The organism is Caballeronia glebae (assembly GCF_001545035.1).
In the GTDB taxonomy this organism is placed as follows: Bacteria; Pseudomonadota; Gammaproteobacteria; order Burkholderiales; family Burkholderiaceae; genus Caballeronia; species Caballeronia glebae.
Map to the genome: position 1 here is coordinate 12,546 of NZ_FCOJ02000070.1, position 23,023 is coordinate 35,568.

Sequence of the window (23,023 nt, forward strand, 5' to 3'; positions counted from 1 at the left end):
TCTTACAGCTCCAGAAACTCGCAATAGCGGGCAATCGATACCTCGCGCAGTGCGCGATCGTAATCGCTCATCATGGCGATCATGTCCTCACGCGGGATGTCCAGCACGGCATCGATACGATTCATCACGTCCACCACACTGAGCGGATTCTGCACCTGCGTGGCGGCGACGTAAGGGTGATCATCGAGCGCGTCCATGAACAGCGGTCCGCGCAGACACGGCGTGCGCACGGCCAGCGCTTCCAGCTCGATCATCGGATGGCAGTCGACGAGACTCACGTTCATGATGAGATCCACCAGCTTCATAGTGTCGAGCATGCCGCGCAGCGAACGCGGCGCGAGGCGGCGCACCTTACCGTCGAGACCGGGCGGCAGGCGGATCTCGCCGTCGAGGGTCCATACTTGTGCGACTTTTGCCGTCTGGTTCGCAGCGATGAGGTTTGTAGGCAGATTCTTGTGCGTCACGTGCCACGACGGCGCGAAGATCACCGCGCCGGCCGCGTCGCCTCGTTCGGGAACCGGCAACAGCGCGTCGGCGCCGCCGAAGGCCTCGTTCAGCGTCGGCGGCAGATTGAAAAGCTGATGCGGGAACGCGCGCGGACCGAGCGCCGGATGCATGCCCGACCGCATGCCCGCGATGCGCGTCACTTCGCCACGCTCGAGCAGGTGCGAGACACGCGTGAACAATTCGGTCTCCTGCGTCATCGACCACATGACCGGGGCGCCATGCCACACGACGAAAACCGGGATGTCGATCGATTTCTTGAGCGCGGAGATCAACGCGGCGAGCGGCGCCGACATACCGTGCACGACCAGCCGGTCGATGCCGTTGCGGGTCATGATCTGCGCGATCTCATCGACGGCCTTCGCCGACAGATTACGCGATGCGGACAAGACCAGCTTGTGCCCCGGCAGCCCGGCGGCGGCCGCGCGGATACCAATCCACTCGACGTTCATCGCGTGGCACACCTTCGAGAAGCGCTGATCGGCATGTCCCCACTGGACGTCGCTTGGCCGGTCCCAGCCGAACTCCTCGTCCGGGCCGAGCCGTTGCTGCGCCTCGACGCTTGCATGCGGGCGCGGTTGCGGGCCTGACACGGTCGCCGGCTCCTCCTTCGGCGTCGCCACGGAACTCGCGGCATAGGCTTCGGCGAGCGCTGCCGTCACCGTGCTACGCAGCGTCTGTGCGCGATTGAGCCGCGCGATGCTTAGGGCGGCTTCATCGCTGAGGTGATCCAGACGGGCGATGAGCGCGTCGGCGTGGTCCGGGTTGTCGCTTGCTTCCGTGCTCGCCTGGCCATGCAGCCGTTCCTCGAGCCGCCTCACCGACCTGGCGAGCCCCTGCTGCATGCGCTCGCTGCGCTGCTGCGCGTAGCCGGTGAACTCGCTCTGATCGTGTGCTTCGGCCTGCAGCGCCGCGGCCTCGTTCAGCTCGTTCTCGAGCAAGGCGATCGCGAGCTTGAGCCGCTCCATTCCGAGCAGCTTGAGCTCGTCCGGCGTCGTGGGACGCTCGGGCGCGTCGCCGTTGATCAGCGTCACCGTGCGCGCCTGCGCGGCCGGCGTGCTCAGGCGATAGACGCTATGGACGTCGCTGAGACGATAGGTGACGCAGACATCGCACTGCGGCGCCGTCGTCCCCACGAAGTCGTGGACCCAGCAGCCGCCATGCCAGTTGTTCTCCTTCATCGTCAGCGGCACGAGCGCATTTTCGATCAGGCACAGGCTGCCGTGCGCCTCGACCATCTCCATCATCTGGGGGATGAGCCGCGCCGCCTGGTCGGGCGCGTTGTGAATCAGCACTGAGACCGTGAACACGACATCGAAATGCTCGCCCGGGAAAGCCTCGCCGACGGTGGGAGCAACCCGCACGCGCTCATCGAGTGGTGCGAGACCCGGCGGAGGATCGTCGAACAGCGGCTGGACCATGGTCGCGGAGAAGTCGTAGCCGTGATAACGCACCCGGTCGTGGCCTTCGAAGAGACGCGCGAAGCGACCGAAGCCGCAACCGAATTCGAGCACGCGCACGGCCCGTCCGAGCCGTTCAGCCTGCTGCGTGAAAAAGTTGTTCAGCCACGCCTCCTGCGCGCGATAGCTGTCGTTTCCGACGCTCGCTCTGCCGATCTGCTGATCGGAATAAGCTTCGCCGGCCTTCTTGAGCCAATATTCGGAATTTGCGTAATTCATATCTCGATAGCGCTCAACGATGAATGTCGGGCACGCTGCACCGCCCGGCGGCCCCAAAACCTCAGCATTTTACCGCACCACATAGGTCTCCCTATGAGCCTGCAGGCCATACGCTCAGAGATAGTACCGGTGAAGGATGAGGCCCACCAGTTCGATGAACGTCACGAACGGAAACGCCAGGACGATCAAAACGCACAGCGCGCGAACGCGGCGAACGCCACGGCCTTGCACGGACAAACCACGGTTCGCGCGCGCGCCCGGCGCGGCCAGCGCGAGCGCCAGAAGCGGCGCGAGCGCAAGGAAATAGCGCCCCTGCACGCCCTCCACGACCGCGTTGCCCACCGGTGTCCACGTCAGATACAGTGAACCGAAGATCATCGCCGCGCTCGCTGCGAATGCCGCCACGGCCGCGCCACGGTCCGCCGCGCGCGGCTCCCGCTGCGCGTCGGCCGGCAGTGCGCACGCCAGGGCGAGGGCGGCGAACATCAGCATCGCAAGCGCGTAGTAGCCGTGCCTGAAGGAGGCGTCGAGCCAGCCGAGCACGCCCACGAAGCTCGCGAAATAGAAGCCGCCGTAGGCCTTGAGCGTGGCGATGGCGAGGTGAAAGATCTGCAGCGGAGCATGTGACAGATAGCCGAGCTGGCCACCGATCGAGCGTGGCGGCGCCACCGGCGCCCAGCCCGAGCGGCTGAAGGCGAGCGTGGCGAATGCGGCCGCCGCAGCGCTCGCGCAGAACCAGACGAGCCGTCGCACGGACGCATAGCGCGCCGCCTCGATGCGCAGGCCCGGCGCGAACATCATCACCAGCAGACCGGCATACGGCGGCCGCGCCGATACCGCGACGACACAGGCGAGCGCCATCAGGACGAGCGAGCGCGGCGACACCGGCACGCTCTCGTCGATCGAACGGTCGGTGAACGCAATCAGTAGAAAACAGAGCGGTACGACGGTCGTGTCCTGGCTCACCGACGAAAACAGCATGGCGGTGCATGGCAGCGTCGCGATGGCGAAGAGCGCGAGCGCGGTCCGTCTCGCGAGCGCGATTGCCCAGGCCGTTAGCGCGACGCTCACGAGCAGGCCGGCAGCGCACGCCGCGAGATAAGTCGCGCGCACGCTCGCGTTGAGCGCGCGGCCGAGGTCGATCGCCAGCGCCTGCGGCGCATACGCGTAGGCCGGATAGATGGCGGTATTGGGAAACTCGGCCGTGCGATTCTCGCCGCTCCAGCGGATCGAGCGGCCCCGCTCGTCCATCGACGTGGTGAGCTTCACTTCCGGATGATGCGCGATCGGGTCGAAGATGGCGGCGAAAGTGCTCGCGCCCTCATCGATCGGTCCGCCCGACGTGCCGCCGAAGTTTTTCGCGAGCCAGCCGCCCTGCGCGACCTGCGTGGCCCGAAAGAAGTGATTGGCTGCGTCCGGCGTCTGAAAAGGCGGCGTCGCGACGAGCAAAAAGCAACCGGCCGGCACCGCGTAGCAGAGATAGAGCAGCGCGAGCCGCCACGTGCGCAGCCGCGCCGGGAACGAAAGAAACCGGGTCATGAGGTCAACCAGATGAGACACGGCCGGGCGTCATGCCCGCGTGCGAGGGAGCGTATTTTACAAGACCGCGCCGCGCGCCTTCCGCACCTCGCGGTCCGATATACGAGATGCAATACAATAACGCCCACAGTGGCGCACATCGCCCGCTCATTCTTTAGCCGTCCAGCCACCCTATGCTCCAACAGAACGTCTCTCCGAGAATCGCCGTAGTCGTTCCCTGCTACAACGAGGCCAGCACTATTGCGAAGGTCGTCGCCGATTTTCACGCGGTCCTGCCCGAAGCCGACATCGTCGCGTTCGACAACAACTCGAGCGACGGCACGGCCGATGCCGCCACCAGGGCCGGCGCTCGCGTGATCGCGGTGCCCTTGCAGGGCAAGGGCAATGTCGTACGCCGCATGTTCGCCGACGTCGACGCCGATGTCTATGTGATGGTCGACGGCGACGCGACCTACGACGCGTCCGCCGCGCCGATGCTGATCGAGCGGCTCCTAAAGGACGGGCTCGACATGGTGGTCGGCTCGCGGCTCTCGGACGAACAGCTCGCATACCGGCTGGGTCATCGTTTCGGCAATGTGATGCTCACGCAATGCGCGGCCACCATCTTCGGGCGCACGTTCAAAGACATGCTGTCGGGTTATCGCGTGTTCTCGCGCCGCTATGCGAAGACCTTCCCGGCCCACTCGGCGGGATTCGAGATCGAAACCGAACTGGCCGTGCACGCGCTCGGCATGCGCATGCCGGTGGCCGAGATCGAAACGCGCTACTACTCGCGCCCGGAAGGCTCGTCGAGCAAGCTCAACACCTATCGCGACGGCTTTCGCATTCTGATGACGATTCTCAAGCTCTTCAAAAGCGAGAAACCGTTGCTGTTCTTCAGTTGCGCTTTCGCGATCTGTATGGCGCTCGCGATCGGGTTTGCGATTCCAGTCTTCGAGACCTTCGTGGAAACCGGCCTCGTGCCGCGCATCCCGACGGTCATTCTCTGCAGCGGCCTCACGCTGTTCGGCGCGATCCTGCTCGTGTGCGGAATCGTGCTCGATACCGTCACACGCGGGCGCAACGAGACGAAAAGGCTCGCCTATCTGTCGATTCCGGCACCCTCCGCGGCTATGGCCACTCCGGCGCTCGCCGACGCGCTGCTGGTGCGCGACGGGCAGCGCTGACATGTCGCGCCAGTTCCTGCGTTTCGTCATCGCGGGCGTCATCGGTTTCGTGGTCGATGCCGGCGCGCTGTATCTCGCGATGAAAGCCGGCGCCGGCCCGTATGTGGGCCGCGTCATCTCGTTTCTGCTGGCCGTTTTCGCGACGTGGCAGATCAATCGCCGCTACACCTTCGATCGCCAGACGGACCGCTCCATCTGGCGCGAATGGCATGAATACCTGCTTGCGATGGCGTTCGGCGGTGTATGCAACTACGCGGCCTATGTCGTCGCCATCCATATGCTGCCGGACGCGTCGTGGACGCCGCTCGCCGCGGTCGCTGTCGGCTCGATTGCCGGAATGGGCGTCAACTTTCTCTCGGCCAAGCTGTGGGTCTTTCGCGGCGCGCGCCGCTGAACCGCTGAACGCGCCGCGCTCCGGCGCTCAACGCGCAGCTTCGATCGCGGTGGTCGCGCGCTTCCTGACGACGTCTTCGAGCAGCGCGTGCAGCTCGCGCGCCTGATCGTCGAACACACGGATTGTGGATGCGTACGGGTTCCGGTACCCGTCGAGCTTCTGCGGATCGGCGAGCAGCCGGCCGATCGCCACGGCGAGTTGCGTGCCGTCGTCGTCGAGCGGAATCACGTCGCCGTTTTCACCGTCCACGATATCTTCGATCACGCCGCCCGCATCGGTGGCGACGACCCATACATCGCGAATCAGCGCCTCGCGCACGGAAAGTCCGAAGCTTTCTTTCCATTGCGTCGGGAACAGCAGCACGTCGATCTCCTGGAAGAACGTGTCGATGGTCTGCTGCGTGTACGCCGGCACGACTTCGAGACGTCCCGGTACGGACCACACGCCCGCGTCGATGGTGCGCAAGCCGAGGTTCAGGCCGTTGTCGACGACGCGCAACTCATAGTTGTCGAATGGCAGGCTATTGAGCGCCTTGCGGATGAGATGCGAACCCTTGATCGGCGTTTCGCCGCTGACATAACCGAAACGCAGCGGCCGCTCGCGTAGCGCGGCGCGCGGCAAGCGCGGCGCTGGCGGGCGGATGCCGTTCTTGTTGACGACGACCTTCGCGGCATCGAAGCCGTTTTCGATGTAGAGATCGCGGAAGAACGCGCTGGGCGCAAGCAGCCTGTCGGCCGACGCGAGAATTTCGTGCAGCCGGAATTGGCGGTATGAGTTGAGCGTCGGATTACTTACGCAGCTCGCGCAGACGTTCAGGTCGATCTTGCGCTGATGGCAATAGCGATGCTCGCCCGTCACCATGAACTGACGGCCGCAAATCCACCACGCGTCGTGCAGCGTCACGACGAACGGAATGCCCTCCTGCTCGCAGATCTCGGCGATCTGCGCGCCGATACCTTGCAGGCTATGCAGATGCACGACGTCCGGGCGCAACGCCCGAAGCACGTCCGTGAACGGTCCGATGACGTGAGGATTCTCGAACTCGAACGCCGGATCGCGCTCTCCCGGCAGGCCGAGCGCGAACACGCCGCCTGTCGAGGATTCGTAGCGCACCAGATGGTACGGCTCGACTTCGCTGACCGGCAGCGACGTGAACATGAAATAGTCGCTCTCGCCGGCAACGCTCATGCGGCGCGCCATTTCCTCGGCGATGATGGTCGCGCCGCCAAAGCTGCGCGGCTCGTAGTAGATGTTGACGCCAAGCACGCGCAGGCCGCTGCGCTCGCGCCTGAACGGCGCCACGACGGCGGCGAGCTGGCGCGTGCCGATCGCGTGAGGCGAGTAGTCGCGCATCACCGACCGGTACGCGCGCGCCGCCATGTCCGCGCGAAGTCCCGCATCGTCGACGAGTTGCAGGAGCATGTGTTCCCAGTCGGCGTCGGTCGCGGCGAGGAGCGCCGAGGCGCCCGAGACGATCGCGCTGCGAAACGCTGCGGCCGGTGAGCACACCGAAGGAAGGCGCAACACTGACGCTTCAAGATACTTGATGTTCGACTTCGCGTCGTTGAACACGCTTTCTTCCAGCGGCGCGATGCTGATGTCGCATTCGGCGAGGCGGCCCAGATAAGTCGGGTAGTTCGACCCGGGCTGACGCTCGATCTGCGAGGCGACTTCGGCGAAATCCGCCGGCAGGTTCAACTCGCCGATCACACGCAGACGCACGTGCGGTCGGGCGCGCAGTACACGCTTTATGGCCGGCGCGGCGACGCGGAAGTCGCTGTCGTGCGTCTTCGTGCCGGAGCCATAGACGATGCGCACCGTCGCGCGTTCGCGCTGCTTCGCCTGCAGATTCAGGCCTGCGGCGACCCGCATGGTTTCCCGGTCGAGCGCGTTCTCGACGACGTCGACATGCTTCACGCCGATATCGCGCATCGCGTCGGCGAGACCGCTCGTTGATGCAATGGCACGGTCGCACGCCAGCAGCGCGGCGCGGTAGAGATCGACACCGGCGAGCAGCTCACGCTGCAGCTTCTGCGACAGCTCGTCGAGATTGGTGTTGAGCGAGTACTTCGACTTGTCGAAGATGAGGTCGTCGACTTCCCACAACGTGACGATGCCGAGCGCCTTCGCCTCCTCGATCACATCGAGGGTTTCAGGAAATCCAGGCACGCGGTAGAAGATCGCCACGGAATGCGTCGGCAGCGCGCGGCGGACCTGCGCGCGCTCTTTCCACGACAGGACCGTGCAATCGATGCCGAGCTCCGCGAACATCTGCGCCTTCTGCGTAACCCGATACTTCATGCATTGCCGGATGCTCGTTTCCGCCACGATGAGCACGCGCAATGCGAGTTGATCGAGCGCGGGCACGGCACGCGGCAGCACGAGTTTCGGCGTGCGCGCCGGCGCGAGGCCGCCATGCACGAGTCCCCGCAAACCGCGATGGCGCACCGCGAAAACGGCCTTGCGCGCGGTGACGACGGCGCCGTCGGCACGCACCGATGTTCGCACGACGGCGGACAACTGACGCGCGCGCGCTACAAGGCGTTGCAGCCCGACGGTTCTGCCCGCCGCGTGGCGAAGCGGCGTCGTGACACGCCATGAGGTCGACGCTCTCAGATCGGCGAGTTCCTTTTCCGCGTGATCGGCACGCTGGTTGGCCTCGTCGATCAGGCTGCGCTGCCAGTCGTCGGCGCCGAGCAGCAGATCGAACTGCGCCTCATGCTCCTGCACGCGCGATTCGGCCGCGCGCAGGCTTTCTCCCAAGGCCTCGGCGCGCTCACGCTCGACGTTCAGCGCCACGCTCTGCGTCTCGAGCGCCTTGCGCGCGGCCATGAGCGACTCGCTCGCCGTGATCGCGGCGCCCAGGCGCGCGTAGCGCATGCGCACGTCCCGCAGCGATGCCTCCGGCAGGTCGGTGAGCGCGCGCAGCGGCGACTGCGGACCCGCGACGACCACGCCCAGCCCGCCGGCATGAGGAAACACCAGCGACGGATAGCGCGCCGACGACACCGCATCGGCGCGCACGAGCACGACTGCGCGTGCCGACAGCTTCGGCAACCACGGGTCCAGCGGAGCGCTCCCGCCCGGCTCGGCCAGCGCAATCAGCACGTCGATTGACGCATCGGGAATCTTTTCGAAAGCGGCTTGCGCGCCGGACGCCCGGACGATGCGCGAGAACGCCGCGAAACGGCGCGCCTGGCCGGCTTCGAAATCGGCTGTCGCAGCGCTCGCGTGCGCGTTTTCGGCTGTGAACGCGACACATTGTGTATCGAGCGCAAGTTGCGTCACCGCCTGACACGTCGTCGAAAAGAGGAAGCCGTCCGTCGCGTCCGCTTCCACAATCGAAGACGGGCGCAGCGCGTCGACAAGCCAGAAGGCGAACGGCGCATGCTCGAGCCAGGGCGACGGCACGATGTGCTCGGGCCACCAGAAGGAGGCCGGCGCGAATACCTGTTCGACCGGCGCCGGCGTCAGATCGGTGGGGAGAGAGTCGTGCGATGTCATCGTCATCGTCATCGTCTGTAGGATTTGGAAACGGAAGCCCGGCAGCGACGCTCAGACGCCGAAATGCGCCTCATAAGCGGAAACGACCTCTTCAGTCGGTCCGAAGGCCCGCACGCGGCCGTGATCCATCCACAACACCTTGTTGCACACGCGCCGGATTTCGGGGTTCGAGTGCATCGCCAGCACAACGATCTCGGAGCGGCTGTGTAGGTCGGCGAGACGTTCCTGCGCCTTGTGCATGAACGAGGCATCGCCCACGCCCATCACTTCGTCGAGCAGCAGTATTTCCGCATCGACCGCGGTCGATACGGCGAATGCGAGACGCACGCGCATGCCGCTCGAGTAGGTGCGGATCGGCAAGTCCAGGTAGTCGCCCAGTTCGCAGAAATCGGCGATCTCCTGTTGCTTGGCCTTGATCTCGTCGTCGGTCATGCCGAGCAGCAGGCCGCGCAGACGGATGTTTTGCAGGCCGCTGGAGTTGTCGTCCATGCCCAAGCTGATGTCGAGCAGCGGAACGACCTTGCCTTCGCGCTCGATGCTGCCAGCGGTGGGCGCGTAGATTCCTGCCATCATGCGTAACAGCGTGGACTTGCCCGCGCCGTTGTGTCCGATCAGGCCGACGCGATCGCCGCTCTCCAGATGCACGTCTATGTTGTCGATCGCACGCACAACGACCACGCCGTCGTTGCCTTCCGCGATCTCGTTGCGGCGCCCCATGCGCATCACTTTTTTCTTCAGCGACCGTCCGGAGATGTCGTAGATCGGAAGATCGAGCGTTGCGTTCTTTAGTTTGATATAAGCCATGAGTTCGTGATCAGACCCAATATGGAATTCGCTTCAGATAGCGGCCGGTCAGCGTCAGCGCGAAGATCAGCCCGAGCACCGCCATGCCCGCCGTCACGCCCCAGGTCAAGAGGCTCGGCACGGAGCCGGTCAACGGTCCACGCACGAGCTCGACGAGATAGGCGAGCGGATTGAACTCGACGATGAACTCGTAGCGGTTCAGCGCATTCGGCCGGTACATGATCGGCGTCACATAGAAAGCGATCTGCAACAGTGCGGTGATGATTTGCGGAAGGTCGCGGAAACGCGCGGACAGCAGTCCCGCGAGCATGGCGAGCCAGAAAGCGTTGAGAATGTAGATGACCATCGCCGGGATGAACAGCCACAGCGTCGCCCAGTTGCTTACGCCGAACACAAAGAACAGCAGCAGCACGATCAGGAAGTTGTGCGCGAGCACGATCAGGTTTCGCCACACGACCATCAGGATGAAAATCATCTTGGACGTCGCGGCCTGACGGATGTAGGTCGCGCTGTTGATGTAGGCGACGCTGCCTTCCTGCACCGTTTGCGCGAAGAAATTCCACATCACGAGACTGACAGCCAGAAACGGCAGGTAATCGCGCATCGTTTGCCCGAAGAGCGTGCCGTAGACGACGCCGATTGCGCCGATGACCACGCCCATGCTGATCGTCAGCCAGAACGGGCCGACGCGGGAACGCGCGTAACGCTGGCGGATCTCCAGCCAGCCGAGCAGCATCCATAAACGCCACGAGGTAATACTTTTGGCAAAGTCGCCAAGCGCATGACTGATCATAATTACAGGTCGAAATCGTGTAACAGGGATGAGATGGAAAGTGTACTGGCGAAAATCGATATTATCGCCGCAATGGACCGAGACGCCCCTTCAGCCCATGCACGATGCCAAGAAACGCCATGTACAGGTGAGCGCGTCGCGGAGTCATGAACGCTCCGTAGATGAGCAGACGAATCGGCATCTTGACCATTTCCGTCGACTTCCAGCTGAACGGAACGTAGCGGCGCCGCATGAGCGCGACGGCGTTACGAAACAGGTAGTAATGCCGCAGCGCGCTGTGCCCGGGATAGGTACGTCCGAGGAACCGGACCGGCTCGCCGCCGAGCTGATGCGCAAGCCGCAGCGCCGGCAGCCCGAGCAGCGAGAAGCCGCGGGAACGCGCGCGCACGCACCATTCGAGATCGACAAAATCGATGAAGAGCGCGTCGTCCATGGGACCGATGGCTTCCCAACAATTCAGGTCGACACACGAACCCGACGTAATCAGGAAATCAACCTCCACCGCCTCCTCGCCCACCGGCGCGACGCGTTTCAGCGCCAGGTAGCCGAAGCGCACGAAGGGCGCCACGCCACCGAGTCGCAAGTCTTCGTAGGCCGGGCCGACGAGTGCGACGCGCCGCGATGGAGGCTGGGCCCACAGCGCGCGCGGCAGTGCGAGCAGCAGCTCCGGCGAAGGCTCGCTGTCCTGATCGAGCAGAATGGCAGCGTCGAAACCGGCGCGCCTCAGCGCCGCGACGCCGAGATTCAGCGCAGTGGCGATACCGAGGTTGGCGCCGTTCGGAAGATACTCCACGTCGTCGCGCAGCGGGGGGCGAGCGTCGCTCACGCTGCCCGGCGTGTTGTCGACCACCACGCAATGCAGCGTCTCGGTCAGCCGGTTCGCGCGCTCGATACACGCGGCGTCCGGCTCGTAGAACACGACGACCGCGCCGGCACGGAAAGCTCTTGGGGACGAGTTCAACGCGGCGACATGCACAGTTGCAGCGAATCCTTCCAGTGGGGGGCGCGCAGGCCGAACGCCGCCGCGAGCTTGTCATTCGACATGCGGGAATTCGTAGGCCGTTTCGCTGGCATCGGATAAGCCGATGCCGGAATCCGTTTTACGACCGGTTTCTGCGCGACCGACGCGTTCTCGAAGATTGCCTCGGCAAAGCCGTGCCAAGACGTCGAACCGGACGCGGTAAGGTGATAGACGCCGGATTTCTCCTTCCACCAGTCCGCATCGGCGCCTACGCCTTGCGCCACGATATGCGAGGTCAGCGCCGCGATGGTCGTGGCCCACGTCGGCGCACCGGTTTGATCCGCGACCACGCTTAGTTCGTCACGCTCCTCGCCGAGCCTGAGCATCGTCAGCAGAAAATTCGTGCCGCGCGTGCCGTACACCCAACTCGTGCGCAGGATTATGTGATCGCAACCCGCTGCGCCGATCGCCTGCTCGCCCGCCAGCTTACTCTTGCCGTACACGTTTTGCGGATTCATCGCGTCGTCCTCGACATACGCGCCTTCTTTCGTACCGTCGAAAACATAGTCGGTCGAAAAGTGAACCAGCGCCGCACCGAGGCGCTTCGCTTCTTCGGCGAGCACGCCCGGCGCCTCGCCGTTGGCGCGCATGGCGGCATCGACATCGCTTTCAGCCTTGTCGACTGCTGTATAGGCCGCGGGATTCACGATCAACGACGGTTTGACCTCACGCACGACGCGTCGAATCTGATCGAGATCACCGAGATCGAGTCCACTGCGACCGATCGCAACGATGCGGCCCAAACCCTGCAGCGTGCGCGCCAGTTCGAAACCGACCTGGCCATTCACCCCGGTCAGGAGAATGGTTCGTTCCGCCGCTGCGCTCATGCGAACACCTCGGCTGCCGACAGCCGCTTCCCCGCTGCATCCTTCGCCGCGAGCAAAGGCTCGAAATCGATCGGCCATTCAATGCCGATGTCCTTGTCATTCCAGACGAGGCTGCGCTCGAACTCGGGAAACCAGTAGTCCGTCGTCTTGTAGAGGAACTGCGCCGCATCCGACAGCACGACGAAGCCGTGCGCGAATCCCGGCGGCACCCACAATTGCCGATGATTCTCCGCTGACAGATTCACGCCCACCCACTTGCCGAAGTTCGGCGAGCGCTTGCGGATGTCGACGGCAACATCGAACACTTCGCCTTCGACCACGCGCACGAGCTTGCCCTGCGCGTGCTGGATCTGATAATGCAGCCCGCGCAGCACACCCTTCGCGGAGCGCGAATGATTGTCCTGCACGAATTCCACGCCGCTCTCGACTTGCTCGGCAAACTCGCGAGCATTGAAGCTCTCATAGAAAAACCCGCGCGCATCACCGAACACCTTCGGCTCGATGATCTTGACTTCGGGCAGCGCCGTTGCAGTTACTTGAATGGCCATGCGACTTGGTCCTTCGGAAGATTGAGCAGATATTGACCGTAGGCGTTCTTGGAGAGCGGCTTCGCCAGCTCGAGCAGTTCCTCATCGCCGATCCACTTCTTGCGATACGCGATCTCCTCGGGACATGCCACCACCAACCCCTGGCGCTTCTGCAATGTCGCGATGAACGTGGCTGCATCGATCAGAGAATCGTGCGTGCCCGTGTCGAGCCACGCATAGCCGCGCCCCATGATTTCCACGTCGAGCTGCTCCTGAGCGAGATAGCGCGAATTGACCTCGGTGATTTCGAGCTCGCCGCGCGCGGACGGCTTGATGTCCGCGGCGATGTCGCACACCTGGTTGTCGTAAAAGTAGAGGCCCGTCACCGCGTAGTTCGAACGCGGCTTCACGGGCTTCTCTTCGATCGACAGCGCTCTGAACTGCTGGTCGAACTCGACAACGCCGTAACGTTCCGGATCATTTACGTGATACGCGAACACGGTGGCGCCGTCGATACGGGAATTGGCCGCGTCCAGTTGCTTCGCGAGATCGTGCCCGTAGAAAATGTTGTCGCCAAGAATCAGCGCCGACGGATCGTTCCCGACGAACTCCCGCCCGATGATGAACGCCTGCGCGAGCCCATCCGGCGACGGCTGCACCGCGTACTGAATATTCATGCCCCACTGGTTGCCGTCGCCGAGCATCGTCTCGAAGCGCGGCGTGTCCTGCGGCGTCGAGATGATGAGCACATCACGAATGCCTGCGATCATCAACGTCGAGAGCGGGTAGTAGATCATCGGCTTGTCATACACAGGCAGCAGTTGCTTCGACACTGCATGCGTGATCGGATAAAGCCGCGTGCCGGAACCGCCGGCCAGAATGATGCCTTTGCGCGCCATGCTCAACCCCTTACGCGCGCTGCGCGTAGTTCGTCCCGACCCATTTCCGATAGTCGCCGGAAGCCACTTCGTCGGCCCACGCCTGATTGTCCAGATACCACTGAACCGTCTTCGCGAGACCCGTCTCGAACGTTTCCGCCGGCTTCCAGCTGAGTTCGCGCTCGAGCTTGCGCGCGTCGATGGCATAGCGGCGGTCGTGGCCCGGCCGGTCCTTCACGTAAGTGACCTGATTGCGATAGGAACCGCTCGACTTCGGCTTCGCCTGGTCGAGCAGATCGCACAGCGTGTGCACGACTTCGAGGTTCTTCCTCTCGTTCCAGCCGCCGACGTTGTAGGTCTCGCCGGGGACGCCGCGCGCGAGCACTTGGCGGATCGCGGCACAGTGATCGCCGACGTACAGCCAGTCGCGCACGTTCTGGCCGTCGCCGTAGATCGGCAGCGGCTTGCCGCCGAGCGCGTTGGCGATCATCAGCGGGATGAGCTTCTCCGGAAACTGGTACGGGCCATAGTTGTTCGAGCAATTGGTCGTCAGAACCGGCAGGCCGTACGTATGGTGGTACGCGCGCACGAGGTGATCGGAGCCAGCCTTGGTCGCGGAGTACGGGCTGTTCGGTGCGTAGGGCGTGGTTTCGGAGAATTGCGGATCGGTGGCGGATAGCGATCCGTACACTTCGTCGGTCGACACGTGCAGGAAACGGAATGCCTGCTTCTCGTCTTCAGGCAGCTTGCTCCAGTGCGTCCGCGCGGCTTCGAGCAGCGTAAAAGTGCCGACGACGTTCGTCTGAACAAAATCCGCCGGGCCGTGAATCGAGCGGTCGACGTGGCTTTCGGCTGCGAAGTGCAGAATAGCGCGTGGCTTGTGCCGGTCGAGCAGCGCGTCGATGGCCGCGCGATCGCAGATGTCGGCACGCGCGAAAACGTGGCGGGCGTCGTCCTTGAGCGACTTGAGTGTGCCCAGATTGCCCGCGTACGTGAGCTTGTCGACGTTCAACACGGGTTCATCTGAACCCTTGAGCCAATCCAGAACAAAATTGGCGCCGATAAAACCGGCGCCGCCCGTCACGAAAATCATACGTGGCCCTCTTTATCGCCTTCAGTTGACTTACTAAGCAGAATGAAAGCTCGAGTATGAGAAAAATTTGCAACTACGGCGGGATTTCCATGACGAATCGGAGTCTGTGACCGATTTCGTTTGACCCCGCCCCAGTCAGGTCAACCGTGGATTATAGAGCCACGCCGTACAAAAACTACGCGTATAACAACTTGATACAGCTGACGTTCATGGTTGCACGCCGTTGCAAGGCGTAACACCGTTAGCGGCAAGGCCAGACAGTATTCCGTTGCTGTTTCATAATATTCGCTCAGCCAAAATTTTCTTCTTCGAAGCCTGAGAACAAGCCTTTCAATGACCGACGCCCCGAGCGCCACCATCGACGCCACCCTCGCCCCGCTCGTCTTCGGCGATCTCCAGGGCTGCTACGACCCCTTCCAGCGTCTGCTCAGGAAAGCTGCCCGCGAACCCGGTGCGCCGCTCTGGTTCGCGGGTGATCTCATCAACCGGGGCCCGAAATCATTGGAGACGCTGCGCGAGATCATCGCGCTCGGCTCGCGCGCGACCGTCGTGCTCGGCAATCACGATCTGAACCTGCTGTCCGTCGCCGCCGGGCTGCGCAAGCCGAAAAAAGGCGACACGCTCGATGAAATCCTCGAAGCGCCCGACGCAGCCGATCTCATCGAGTGGGTGCGTCACAAGCCGGTTGCGCACTTCGAGAACAACGTGCTGATGGTTCACGCGGGCGTGCTGCCGCAATGGGACGCGACGATGACGATGGAGCTCGCGCACGAACTGGAGCAAGCGCTGCGCGCCCCGAACTGGAAGGAGACGCTCGCGACGCTCTACGGCAACGAGCCGCATCGCTGGGACGACTCGCTCAAGGGTGCGGATCGCCTGCGCGTGATCTACAACGCGTTATCGCGCATCCGTTTCTGCACGCCCGAGGGCGCGATGGAGTTCGCCAACAACGGCGGCCCCGACGCCGCGCCGCCCGGATATATGCCCTGGTTCGATGTGCCGAACCGCCGCACGCAGGACGTGACCATTGTGTTCGGTCACTGGGCCGCGCTCGGCCTCATGATCCGCGACGACGTGCTGTGCCTCGATTCGGGCTGCGTGTGGGGCAACAAGCTGTCGGCGGTGCGCATGACGGCCGATCCCGCGCAGCGCGTGGTTACGCAGGTGAGTTGCTCGATGAAGAAGTGACGCCCGGTTCGACGATGAGCGCCCCGCTCACAACCACCGGCGCCCCGCGCATGCGCTGAAGCGCCGCATCCACGGAAGCCTGCGCCTCGCTAGCAAGCAGCCTTCGGTCCGCACCCGGCGCGAGCGGATCGCACACATACAGATGCGCGGTGATCTCCCCCGCGCGCAACAGCGCATCGAGCGAATCGTTGAGCGACATATCGCCGATATAAGCGGGCGCGGTCGATTGCCTGCCGTGCGCATCTTCGTACATCAGGCAGATCGGCTGCACCGGGCACGACGCCGACACCGCCGCCTGAAACATGTTCGCGTGAAACGGCAGCAGCGACTGGCCATCCGTGGTCGTACTCTCGGGAAACACGCACATCATTTCACCGGCGAGCAGCCGATTCGCCAATTCATGCATGATGCGCTTCGCGTCGCTGCGTTTCTCGCGCTGCACGAACACGGTGTCCAATTGATGCGCGAGCCAGCCGACCACCGGCCACTTGCGAATCTCCGCCTTCGACACGAACGGCGTTGGACGCCACGCGTTGATCACGTAGATATCGATCCACGAAACATGATTGCCGACGACGAGCACGCCGCTGTCGAGCCGCGCTTCGTCGTTGTGCACGACGAGCCTCATGCCCGACAGCCGCAGCATTTCGAGCGACCACACGCGGTTCAGCTCGGCGCGCTCGGCGGCCGACGCGCGCGGAAAGCGCGTCGCGACAACCCACATGCCGTACAACAGATGGATGGCGAGCCGCAGCTTGCGCAGTGCAAAGCGCATGATCAGCGGCTCTCGTAGGCGACATGACCGCCGACGATCGTCGCACGCACGCGCGCCGGCAGTTCGTAGCCGAGGAACGGCGTGTTGCGGCCCTGGCTCTTCAGCTTCAGCGGATCGATGCGCCAGTCGCTCGCCGCATCGAACACGCACAGATCGGCGAGCGCGCCCGTCGCGATACGGCCGGCGGGCAACTTAAGCACATCGGCGGGCGCGGACGTAATGCGCGAGAGCGCCTTCGCGAGCGGCACTTTCGCTTCACGCGCCCACTTCACCGTCAGCGACAGCAGCAGTTCGAGGCCGGTCGCGCCGGGCGTCGCTTCGGCGAACGGCAAGAGCTTTTCGTCGTCGTCGAGCGGCGTGTGATCGGAGCAGATCGCATCGATGGTGCCGTCGGCGAGACCGGCGCGGATCGCATCGCGGTCGCGCTGCGAGCGCAGCGGCGGATCGAGCCGGAATTGCGAATCGAAATAGCCGATGTCGATGTCCGTCAGATGCACGTGATTGATCGTCACGTCGCACGAGACGGCAAGTCCTTCCGCCTTCGCTGCGCGCACGAGCTCGACGCCCGCCGCCGACGACAGATGCGACAGATGCGCGCGCGCGCCCGTCACTCGAATCAGTTCGAAGATGGTGTGCAGCGCGATGGTTTCCGCCGCAACCGGCACGCCCGAAAGCCCGAGCCGCGACGCCACCGCGCCGCTCGCCGCCACGCCGCCCTTCGACATGTACGCGTCTTGCGGACGCAGCCACACGGTGTAGCCGTAAGTGGTCGCGTATTGCAGCGCGCGCTGCAGCGTGCGCGTATCGACGATCGGGTTATCCGCCTGGGAAAAGCCGACGCAACCGGCCTCGGTCAGCTCGACCATCTCGGTAATGGCTTCGCCCTTGAGCCCCATGGTCAGCGCGCCGAGCGGATACACATGCGCCAGATGCAGCTTCTGCGCGCGGAACTTGAGCATTTCGACGAGGCCGGGTTCGTCGAGCGTCGGATCGGTGTCGGGCGGGCACACGAGGCTCGTCACGCCGCCGGCCATCGCGGCGGCCATTTCGGATTCGAGCGTCGCCTTGTGCTCGAAGCCCGGCTCGCGCAAACGCGCCGACAAATCGACGAAACCCGGCGCGACGTAAAACCCGGAAGCGTCGATGATCTTCGCCGCGTTGAAATCGGCGGGCGCCTCGCCCAAACCGACGATCCTGCCCGCCGCGATGAACACGTCCTTGCGCTCTTCCGTGCCGGCCGCCGGGTCGATGATCGTGCCGTTCTGAATCTGGATCTTCATGTCGTCTTCGTCAGTCAGTCTGTGTTGCCGGCCACGATGCCCATCACCGCCATGCGCACGGCGATGCCGAAAGTCACCTGATTCAGGATCACCGACTGCGGGCCGTCGGCCACTTGCGAGTCGATTTCCACGCCGCGATTCATCGGGCCCGGATGCATGACGATCGCATCGGGCGCGGCGAGCGCGAGACGCTCGGGCGTGAGGCCCCAGCTCTTGAAATACTCCTGCGCCGAAGGCAGCAGCGCGCCGCTCATGCGCTCGTTCTGCAAGCGCAGCATGATGATCACGTCGACGCCCTTCAAGCCCTCGTCGAGATTGTGATAGACGTGGACGCCCATCTGGTCGAGATTGCTCGGCAACAGCGTGCGCGGTCCGATCGCCCGCACTTCGGGCACGCCAAGCGTGGTCAACGCGTGAATGTCCGAGCGCGCGACGCGCGAATGCAGAATGTCGCCGACGATCGCCACGCGCAGCTTCGTGAAGTCGCGCTTGTAATGGCGGATCGTGTACATGTCGAGCAGGCCCTGCGTCGGATGCGCGTGACGGCCATCGCCCGCATTGATCACGTGCACGTGCGGCGCGCAATGCTCGGCGATCAGATACGGCGCGCCGCTCGACGCGTGACGCACGACGAACATGTCGGCGTGCATCGCGGAGAGATTGTTGATCGTGTCGAGCAGAGATTCGCCCTTGCTCGTCGACGAGGCGTTGATGTTCAGATTCAGCACGTCGGCCGAAAGGCGCTTCGCCGCGATCTCAAACGTGGTGCGCGTGCGCGTCGAGTTCTCGAAGAAGAGATTGAACACCGACTTGCCGCGCAAAAGCGGCACCTTCTTCACTTCGCGGTCGGTCACGCTCACGAACTGCTCGGCGGTATCGAGAATGTGCGTGACGATCGAGCGCGGCAATCCTTCGATGCTCAACAGGTGCTTCAACTCGCCGTTCTTCGTGAGTTGCGGATTGCCCTTGAGAAAGCCGTAGCGAAAGGTGTCGGGCGCGGCGGCGCCTTCGGTGGCGGTATTCATGTTGATCCCGGATGTTTCTCTGAAAGATGCCGATGCGAATGCGTCAGCCCGCGCGCACTTCCGACTTGAAGTCGAATGCGCCGTCTGCGCGGCGCGCGAGCACGAGATTCTGGTTCGCGGGCACGTCGAGCGTCGCGCCGGTGAAACGCGCGCCGATCGGCATTTCGCGCCCGCCGCGATCGGCGAGCACCGCGAGATCGATCGACGCCGGGCGGCCGTAGTCGTACAGCTCGTTGATGGCCGCGCGCACGGTGCGTCCCGTGGAGAGCACGTCGTCGATCAGGATGATGCGACGGCCGTTCACATCGAAGGGTAGCGAGGTCGGGCTCGCCTGGCTGTGCAGGCCTTTTTTCGCGTAGTCGTCGCGATGCAGCGCCACGTTCACCACGCCGAAGCGCGGCGCGTTCAGATCCTTCGCGAGCCGCTCGGCGAGCCACACGCCGCCGCTGTAGATACCCGCGAGCACGGCGCCGTCGGGCGCGGCGAGCGATTGTCCATAGGCGGCGCGAATCTGGTCGACGAGCGCGCGATACAGCGCCTCGGCGTCAATGGAACTCATGATCGTCGGCAAGTCCGTCGAGATACTGTTGAAGAATGACGCGCGCGGCTTCGGCGTCGATTTCGTCGAAGCGGCCGCGCGCATTGGTGCGCACGCCGCGCTCGCGCAACTCGGCTTTGGCGTCGACCGACGAGTAGCGTTCGTCCACCCATTGCACCGGCACATTGAAACGCCCGTTCAGCTGATTGCCGAAGCGCTTCGCGAGGGCTGTCATTTCATGCGGCGTGCCGTCGGGATGCATCGGCATGCCGACGACGACGGTGTCGGGTTTCCATTCGTCGAGCAGCTTGCCCACTTCGACGAAGCGATATTCGCGATTGCGGTTGTCCAGCGTGACAAGTGCGCGGGCGTTGCGGGTGAGCGTATTGCCAACGGCGACACCAATGCGTTTCTCGCCGTAATCGAATGCCAGCAGCGTGGCTTCGCGGCTCATGCGTGCCCTGCTTCGCCGGACAACATCGAGCGCGACACGCCGAGCAGCGAGAGCGCCGCTTCGAGGCGGTCTTCGGCGGGCACGTCGAAGATAATGCGCGGATCGGCTTCGACGTTTAGCCAGCCGTTCTTCGAGAGTTCCTCTTCGAGCTGGCCCGCGCCCCAGCCGGCATGACCGAGCGTGAGCAGGAAGCGCTCCGGGCCCTTGCCGCTCGCGACCGCTTCGAGCACGTCCTTCGACGTGGTCATGGCGAGTCCGCCCGGCACGCTCATCGACGAACTATAGGGTTCGCCCTCGCCCGCTTCGTGCAGCACGAAGCCGCGCTCGGTCTGCACCGGACCGCCGAAATACACGGGCAAATGGACGAGCGGCTCGATTTCGAGCTTGAGATCGATGCGGTTGAAGAGCGACTGGAGATCGATGTCGGTCGGCCGGTTGATGACGAGACCGAGCGCGCCCTTTTCGGTGTGATCGCAAAGGTAGACCACCGTTCCTGAAAACGTCGGATCGGCCATGTTGGGCATGGCGATCAGGAACTGATTCGTCAAATTGATGCGATCGGAAGTCTTGGACATAATTCAGAATTTTAACAAAGGCGCTGCGAGATGGCCGAGTTTGATGTGGGTCTGGTCTGGTTTCGGCGCGATCTGCGCGTGGCAGATAATGCTGCACTCTATCACGCGCTTACAAGGTGCCGTCGCGTGCTGTGCGCCTTCGTTTTCGATCGCGATATTCTCGCGCCGCTCGATAAAAAGGACCGGCGCGTGCCGTTCATCCACGCGAGCGTCGTGGAGCTGGATCGCACGCTGCGCGAGGCCGGCGGCGCGCTGATCGTGCGGCACGGGCATCCCGTGCACGATATTGCTTCGCTCGCACGCGAATGCGGCGTGAGCGCCGTGTTCGCCAATCGCGATTACGAGCCGAGCGCGAAGGCACGCGACGAGGCCGTCGCGCAAAAGCTCGCGAGTCAAAACATCGTGTTCTTCACGTTCAAGGATCAGGCCGTTTTCGATCATGACGATGTGATGACGGGCGCAGGCACGCCCTACACCGTCTTCACGCCCTACAAACGCAAATGGCTCGCGACGCTCACGCCCGATGCCCTGAAGCCGTTTGCATCCGAAGATCATCTGAGCGCGCTCGCGAAGCCGCCGTCGCACGCGCAGCATGCGGTTCCGTCGCTCGCCGCCCTCGGCTTTCCCGATACGCACGGCCCCGCCTTTCCCGCAGGCACGAGCGGCGCATACGAACTCTTCGACGATTTCCGCGACCGCATGACCGATTACGGCCGCACGCGCGATTTCCCCGCGCTGAAGGGCCCGAGCTATCTCGGGGTTCATCTTCGACACGGCACGATGTCGATCCGCGCGCTCGTCCGCGGCGCCCACGATGCGCAGCGTCACGGCGACCAAGGCGCGCAAACATGGCTCGGCGAGCTGATCTGGCGGGAGTTTTATTTCTCCGTGCTGCACCATTTTCCGCACGTCGGCGTGGCTGGAGATCATCGCGCGTTCAAGCCGGAATACGACCGCATTCGCTGGGAAACGGGCGATGCCGCCGACGCGAATTTCGCCGCGTGGCGCGCGGGCCAGACCGGTTATCCGCTCGTCGATGCGGCGATGCGGCAGATCAACGCGTCGGGGTATATGCACAATCGGCTGCGCATGGTCGTCGCGAGTTTTCTGACGAAGGACCTCGGCATCGACTGGCGACGCGGCGAGGCCTACTTCGAAGCGCTTCTGAACGACTTCGAACTCTCGAACAACAACGGCGGGTGGCAATGGGCCGCGTCGAGCGGTTGCGACGCGCAACCGTACTTCCGCATCTTCAATCCGGTCACGCAGTCGCGGAAATTCGATTCGGCCGGTAAGTTCATCCGTCATTACGTGCCGGAGATCGCGGCGCTATCCGATCGCGATATCCACGCGCCGTGGCTCGCGAAACCGGACGCGCTCCGGACGGCGATGATCTCGCTCGGCGTAGAATATCCGCCGCCGATTGTCGATCACGAAGCCGCGAGAAAAAGCACGCTCATGCGTTATGACGTCGTGCGCGGGCCGAGCGCGAAAAAGCGTCCGCCCGACGACCCGGACCGCGAAGACGGCAGCGAAGACTAACGCGTGAACTGCGCGGGCTTCTCGATCATCGCGGTCAGCGCGACGATCGACCCTCGGCCCTCCGAAGGCGCGATGCCGGCCGCCGCCTGATGAAGCATCGAACGCAGCATTTGCGCGGCGCGCTCGGGCACGGTCGCGTCGATGCCGCGGGTTGCACCTTCGGCGCCGTCGGCGTGTGTTTCACCGTGATGCGCGACGCGCCGCCACGCGAGACCGAGCGTATCCGCCAGCAGCGCGACATGCCCGAGGCCCAGCGCGCAAGCCGCCGCGCCCAGCCGATGCGATGCGTTTGCCGCGGACAGCGCCGCCGCTTCGTCGACCATGCCGGTTTCGTTCGCCTGCGTGCCGCGCTCGACCAACGCGTCGATCGACGTTTCCGCGCTCTGCAGGAAGTCCTCGTAAGCGGCCGCGTTCACGCGCAGCACGCCGAGATCGCGCGTCGCGGCATCGCGCGAGGCTTCCTCGCCCGCCTGCGCCGCGCCTTCTTCCCAAGCGGCTTCAGACTCGGGCGTCGCGGCGACGTGCCACGCAACCGTCAGGCCGTAATCGCGCAGCACGTCGACGTGATCGGTGTCTTCCGGCATCGCGCCATACAACGCGAAATCGCGCCACAGGAGCGCGAGCGTCGCGCGCACGAGCGAGCGCGGCGCGTACGACAGCGCGTGCGCCTGATCCGCCAGCACGAGGTTGAAGCGCGCGTACAGGCGCTTGGCATCGGCGATGTAGTCCAGCGCGCCGCCGTTGCGTTGCGCGCGCTCACGCAGCGAGCGGACCGTCGACGACGCCAGCCGCCAGAAATCGTAGGGATCGGGACCGCGCAGTTCGTCGAGACAGGCATCGAGGCGCGCGAAGGTGTCGGCGGCCTCTTCGACCGGTCCGCGCAGGAGTTTCAGCAGCATTTCCTCGTAGCGCGCCCG

Annotated in this window: 21 protein-coding genes; 4 read left to right on the forward strand and 17 right to left on the reverse strand. The window is 64.1% G+C overall.

Translation table 11 applies throughout. The annotated features are described in order from the left end of the window. Positions 1-2: 2 nt before the first annotated feature. Complete coding sequence (locus AWB82_RS31485) at positions 3-2,183, reverse strand: class I SAM-dependent methyltransferase (RefSeq protein WP_086973211.1); 2,181 nt, start codon at positions 2,181-2,183, stop codon at positions 3-5. 114 nt (positions 2,184-2,297) lie between these two features. Beyond that, positions 2,298-3,722: a DUF2142 domain-containing protein gene (locus AWB82_RS31490; RefSeq protein ID WP_086973212.1), complete on the reverse strand. Its 1,425-nt coding sequence runs from the start codon at positions 3,720-3,722 to the stop codon at positions 2,298-2,300. Positions 3,723-3,895: 173 nt separating this feature from the next. Between AWB82_RS31490 and AWB82_RS31495 the strand changes: the two genes are divergently transcribed. Both AWB82_RS31495 and AWB82_RS31500 read left to right on the forward strand, forming a co-directional pair. Continuing rightward, complete coding sequence (locus AWB82_RS31495; protein ID WP_086973213.1) at positions 3,896-4,888, forward strand: glycosyltransferase family 2 protein; 993 nt, start codon at positions 3,896-3,898, stop codon at positions 4,886-4,888. 1 nt (position 4,889) lies between these two features. Continuing rightward, positions 4,890-5,282 carry a GtrA family protein gene (locus AWB82_RS31500; RefSeq protein WP_086973214.1) on the forward strand — a complete coding sequence of 131 codons (393 nt, stop codon included), beginning with the start codon at positions 4,890-4,892 and terminating at the stop codon, positions 5,280-5,282. A 27-nt stretch (positions 5,283-5,309) separates the two neighbouring features. Here AWB82_RS31500 and AWB82_RS31505 read toward each other — a convergent pair whose 3' ends face one another. The 8 genes from AWB82_RS31505 to rfbB all read right to left on the reverse strand — a co-directional run bounded on the left by AWB82_RS31505 (position 5,310) and on the right by rfbB (position 14,729). Further along, positions 5,310-8,792, reverse strand: a complete 3,483-nt coding sequence (locus tag AWB82_RS31505) for a glycosyltransferase (RefSeq protein ID WP_143756943.1) — start codon at positions 8,790-8,792, stop codon at positions 5,310-5,312. 45 nt (positions 8,793-8,837) lie between these two features. Further along, positions 8,838-9,590 carry an ABC transporter ATP-binding protein gene (locus AWB82_RS31510; RefSeq protein ID WP_086973216.1) on the reverse strand — a complete coding sequence of 251 codons (753 nt, stop codon included), beginning with the start codon at positions 9,588-9,590 and terminating at the stop codon, positions 8,838-8,840. A 10-nt stretch (positions 9,591-9,600) separates the two neighbouring features. Then, complete coding sequence (locus AWB82_RS31515) at positions 9,601-10,383, reverse strand: ABC transporter permease (protein WP_086973217.1); 783 nt, start codon at positions 10,381-10,383, stop codon at positions 9,601-9,603. Positions 10,384-10,444: 61 nt separating this feature from the next. Beyond that, entirely contained in the window at positions 10,445-11,359 is a 915-nt protein-coding gene (locus tag AWB82_RS31520) for a glycosyltransferase family 2 protein (RefSeq protein ID WP_086973218.1), read from the reverse strand. Beyond that, entirely contained in the window at positions 11,341-12,231 is an 891-nt protein-coding gene (gene rfbD / locus AWB82_RS31525; RefSeq protein WP_086973219.1) for a dTDP-4-dehydrorhamnose reductase, read from the reverse strand. The genes AWB82_RS31520 and rfbD overlap by 19 nt, the downstream gene beginning before the upstream one ends. Continuing rightward, positions 12,228-12,779 carry a dTDP-4-dehydrorhamnose 3,5-epimerase gene (gene rfbC, locus AWB82_RS31530; RefSeq protein ID WP_086973220.1) on the reverse strand — a complete coding sequence of 184 codons (552 nt, stop codon included), beginning with the start codon at positions 12,777-12,779 and terminating at the stop codon, positions 12,228-12,230. Before rfbC ends, rfbD begins: the two co-directional genes overlap by 4 nt. Continuing rightward, complete coding sequence (gene rfbA / locus AWB82_RS31535; RefSeq protein WP_086973221.1) at positions 12,764-13,657, reverse strand: glucose-1-phosphate thymidylyltransferase RfbA; 894 nt, start codon at positions 13,655-13,657, stop codon at positions 12,764-12,766. Before rfbA ends, rfbC begins: the two co-directional genes overlap by 16 nt. A gap of 10 nt (positions 13,658-13,667) precedes the next feature. Then, the gene (rfbB, locus tag AWB82_RS31540; protein WP_086973222.1) at positions 13,668-14,729 is read right to left on the reverse strand and encodes a dTDP-glucose 4,6-dehydratase; all 1,062 of its coding nucleotides are present in this window, start codon (positions 14,727-14,729) and stop codon (positions 13,668-13,670) included. Positions 14,730-15,062: 333 nt separating this feature from the next. Between rfbB and AWB82_RS31545 the strand changes: the two genes are divergently transcribed. Further along, positions 15,063-15,917: a symmetrical bis(5'-nucleosyl)-tetraphosphatase gene (locus AWB82_RS31545; RefSeq protein ID WP_086973223.1), complete on the forward strand. Its 855-nt coding sequence runs from the start codon at positions 15,063-15,065 to the stop codon at positions 15,915-15,917. Here the strand turns inward: AWB82_RS31545 and AWB82_RS31550 are convergent. The 6 genes from AWB82_RS31550 to AWB82_RS31575 are packed head-to-tail and all read right to left on the reverse strand — an operon-like array spanning position 15,886 to position 20,564. After that, entirely contained in the window at positions 15,886-16,692 is an 807-nt protein-coding gene (locus tag AWB82_RS31550) for a lysophospholipid acyltransferase family protein (RefSeq protein ID WP_086973224.1), read from the reverse strand. The two genes, AWB82_RS31545 and AWB82_RS31550, sit on opposite strands and share 32 nt — an antisense overlap. A 2-nt stretch (positions 16,693-16,694) precedes the next feature. Beyond that, complete coding sequence (locus AWB82_RS31555; RefSeq protein WP_086973225.1) at positions 16,695-17,972, reverse strand: dihydroorotase; 1,278 nt, start codon at positions 17,970-17,972, stop codon at positions 16,695-16,697. Between the two features lie 14 nt (positions 17,973-17,986). Continuing rightward, positions 17,987-18,997 carry an aspartate carbamoyltransferase catalytic subunit gene (locus tag AWB82_RS31560; RefSeq protein WP_086973226.1) on the reverse strand — a complete coding sequence of 337 codons (1,011 nt, stop codon included), beginning with the start codon at positions 18,995-18,997 and terminating at the stop codon, positions 17,987-17,989. Between the two features lie 43 nt (positions 18,998-19,040). Next, positions 19,041-19,556: a bifunctional pyr operon transcriptional regulator/uracil phosphoribosyltransferase PyrR gene (gene pyrR / locus AWB82_RS31565; protein WP_086973227.1), complete on the reverse strand. Its 516-nt coding sequence runs from the start codon at positions 19,554-19,556 to the stop codon at positions 19,041-19,043. After that, positions 19,543-19,989 carry a Holliday junction resolvase RuvX gene (gene ruvX / locus AWB82_RS31570; protein ID WP_086973228.1) on the reverse strand — a complete coding sequence of 149 codons (447 nt, stop codon included), beginning with the start codon at positions 19,987-19,989 and terminating at the stop codon, positions 19,543-19,545. Before ruvX ends, pyrR begins: the two co-directional genes overlap by 14 nt. Continuing rightward, entirely contained in the window at positions 19,986-20,564 is a 579-nt protein-coding gene (locus tag AWB82_RS31575) for a YqgE/AlgH family protein (protein ID WP_086973229.1), read from the reverse strand. Before AWB82_RS31575 ends, ruvX begins: the two co-directional genes overlap by 4 nt. 30 nt (positions 20,565-20,594) lie before the next feature. Between AWB82_RS31575 and AWB82_RS31580 the strand changes: the two genes are divergently transcribed. Continuing rightward, positions 20,595-22,106 (forward strand): cryptochrome/photolyase family protein, encoded by a 1,512-nt coding sequence (locus AWB82_RS31580; protein ID WP_086973230.1) that lies wholly within the window; start codon positions 20,595-20,597, stop codon positions 22,104-22,106. Here AWB82_RS31580 and AWB82_RS31585 read toward each other — a convergent pair. Then, on the reverse strand, positions 22,103-23,023 hold a 921-nt coding region (locus AWB82_RS31585; RefSeq protein WP_086973232.1), incomplete at its 5' end, for a hypothetical protein. The genes AWB82_RS31580 and AWB82_RS31585 overlap by 4 nt on opposite strands.

Coding starts and splice junctions, on each gene's coding strand:
- AWB82_RS31485 (WP_086973211.1), bottom strand. CDS start 2,183: ATGAATTACGCAAATTCCGAATATTGGCTCAAGAAGGCCGGCGAAGCT.
- AWB82_RS31490 (WP_086973212.1), bottom strand. CDS start 3,722: ATGACCCGGTTTCTTTCGTTCCCGGCGCGGCTGCGCACGTGGCGGCTC.
- AWB82_RS31495 (WP_086973213.1), top strand. CDS start 3,896: ATGCTCCAACAGAACGTCTCTCCGAGAATCGCCGTAGTCGTTCCCTGC.
- AWB82_RS31500 (WP_086973214.1), top strand. CDS start 4,890: ATGTCGCGCCAGTTCCTGCGTTTCGTCATCGCGGGCGTCATCGGTTTC.
- AWB82_RS31505 (WP_143756943.1), bottom strand. CDS start 8,792: ATGACGATGACATCGCACGACTCTCTCCCCACCGATCTGACGCCGGCG.
- AWB82_RS31510 (WP_086973216.1), bottom strand. CDS start 9,590: ATGGCTTATATCAAACTAAAGAACGCAACGCTCGATCTTCCGATCTAC.
- AWB82_RS31515 (WP_086973217.1), bottom strand. CDS start 10,383: ATGATCAGTCATGCGCTTGGCGACTTTGCCAAAAGTATTACCTCGTGG.
- rfbD (WP_086973219.1), bottom strand. CDS start 12,231: ATGAGCGCAGCGGCGGAACGAACCATTCTCCTGACCGGGGTGAATGGC.
- rfbC (WP_086973220.1), bottom strand. CDS start 12,779: ATGGCCATTCAAGTAACTGCAACGGCGCTGCCCGAAGTCAAGATCATC.
- rfbA (WP_086973221.1), bottom strand. CDS start 13,657: ATGGCGCGCAAAGGCATCATTCTGGCCGGCGGTTCCGGCACGCGGCTT.
- rfbB (WP_086973222.1), bottom strand. CDS start 14,729: ATGATTTTCGTGACGGGCGGCGCCGGTTTTATCGGCGCCAATTTTGTT.
- AWB82_RS31545 (WP_086973223.1), top strand. CDS start 15,063: ATGACCGACGCCCCGAGCGCCACCATCGACGCCACCCTCGCCCCGCTC.
- AWB82_RS31550 (WP_086973224.1), bottom strand. CDS start 16,692: ATGCGCTTTGCACTGCGCAAGCTGCGGCTCGCCATCCATCTGTTGTAC.
- AWB82_RS31555 (WP_086973225.1), bottom strand. CDS start 17,972: ATGAAGATCCAGATTCAGAACGGCACGATCATCGACCCGGCGGCCGGC.
- AWB82_RS31560 (WP_086973226.1), bottom strand. CDS start 18,997: ATGAATACCGCCACCGAAGGCGCCGCCGCGCCCGACACCTTTCGCTAC.
- pyrR (WP_086973227.1), bottom strand. CDS start 19,556: ATGAGTTCCATTGACGCCGAGGCGCTGTATCGCGCGCTCGTCGACCAG.
- ruvX (WP_086973228.1), bottom strand. CDS start 19,989: ATGAGCCGCGAAGCCACGCTGCTGGCATTCGATTACGGCGAGAAACGC.
- AWB82_RS31575 (WP_086973229.1), bottom strand. CDS start 20,564: ATGTCCAAGACTTCCGATCGCATCAATTTGACGAATCAGTTCCTGATC.
- AWB82_RS31580 (WP_086973230.1), top strand. CDS start 20,595: ATGGCCGAGTTTGATGTGGGTCTGGTCTGGTTTCGGCGCGATCTGCGC.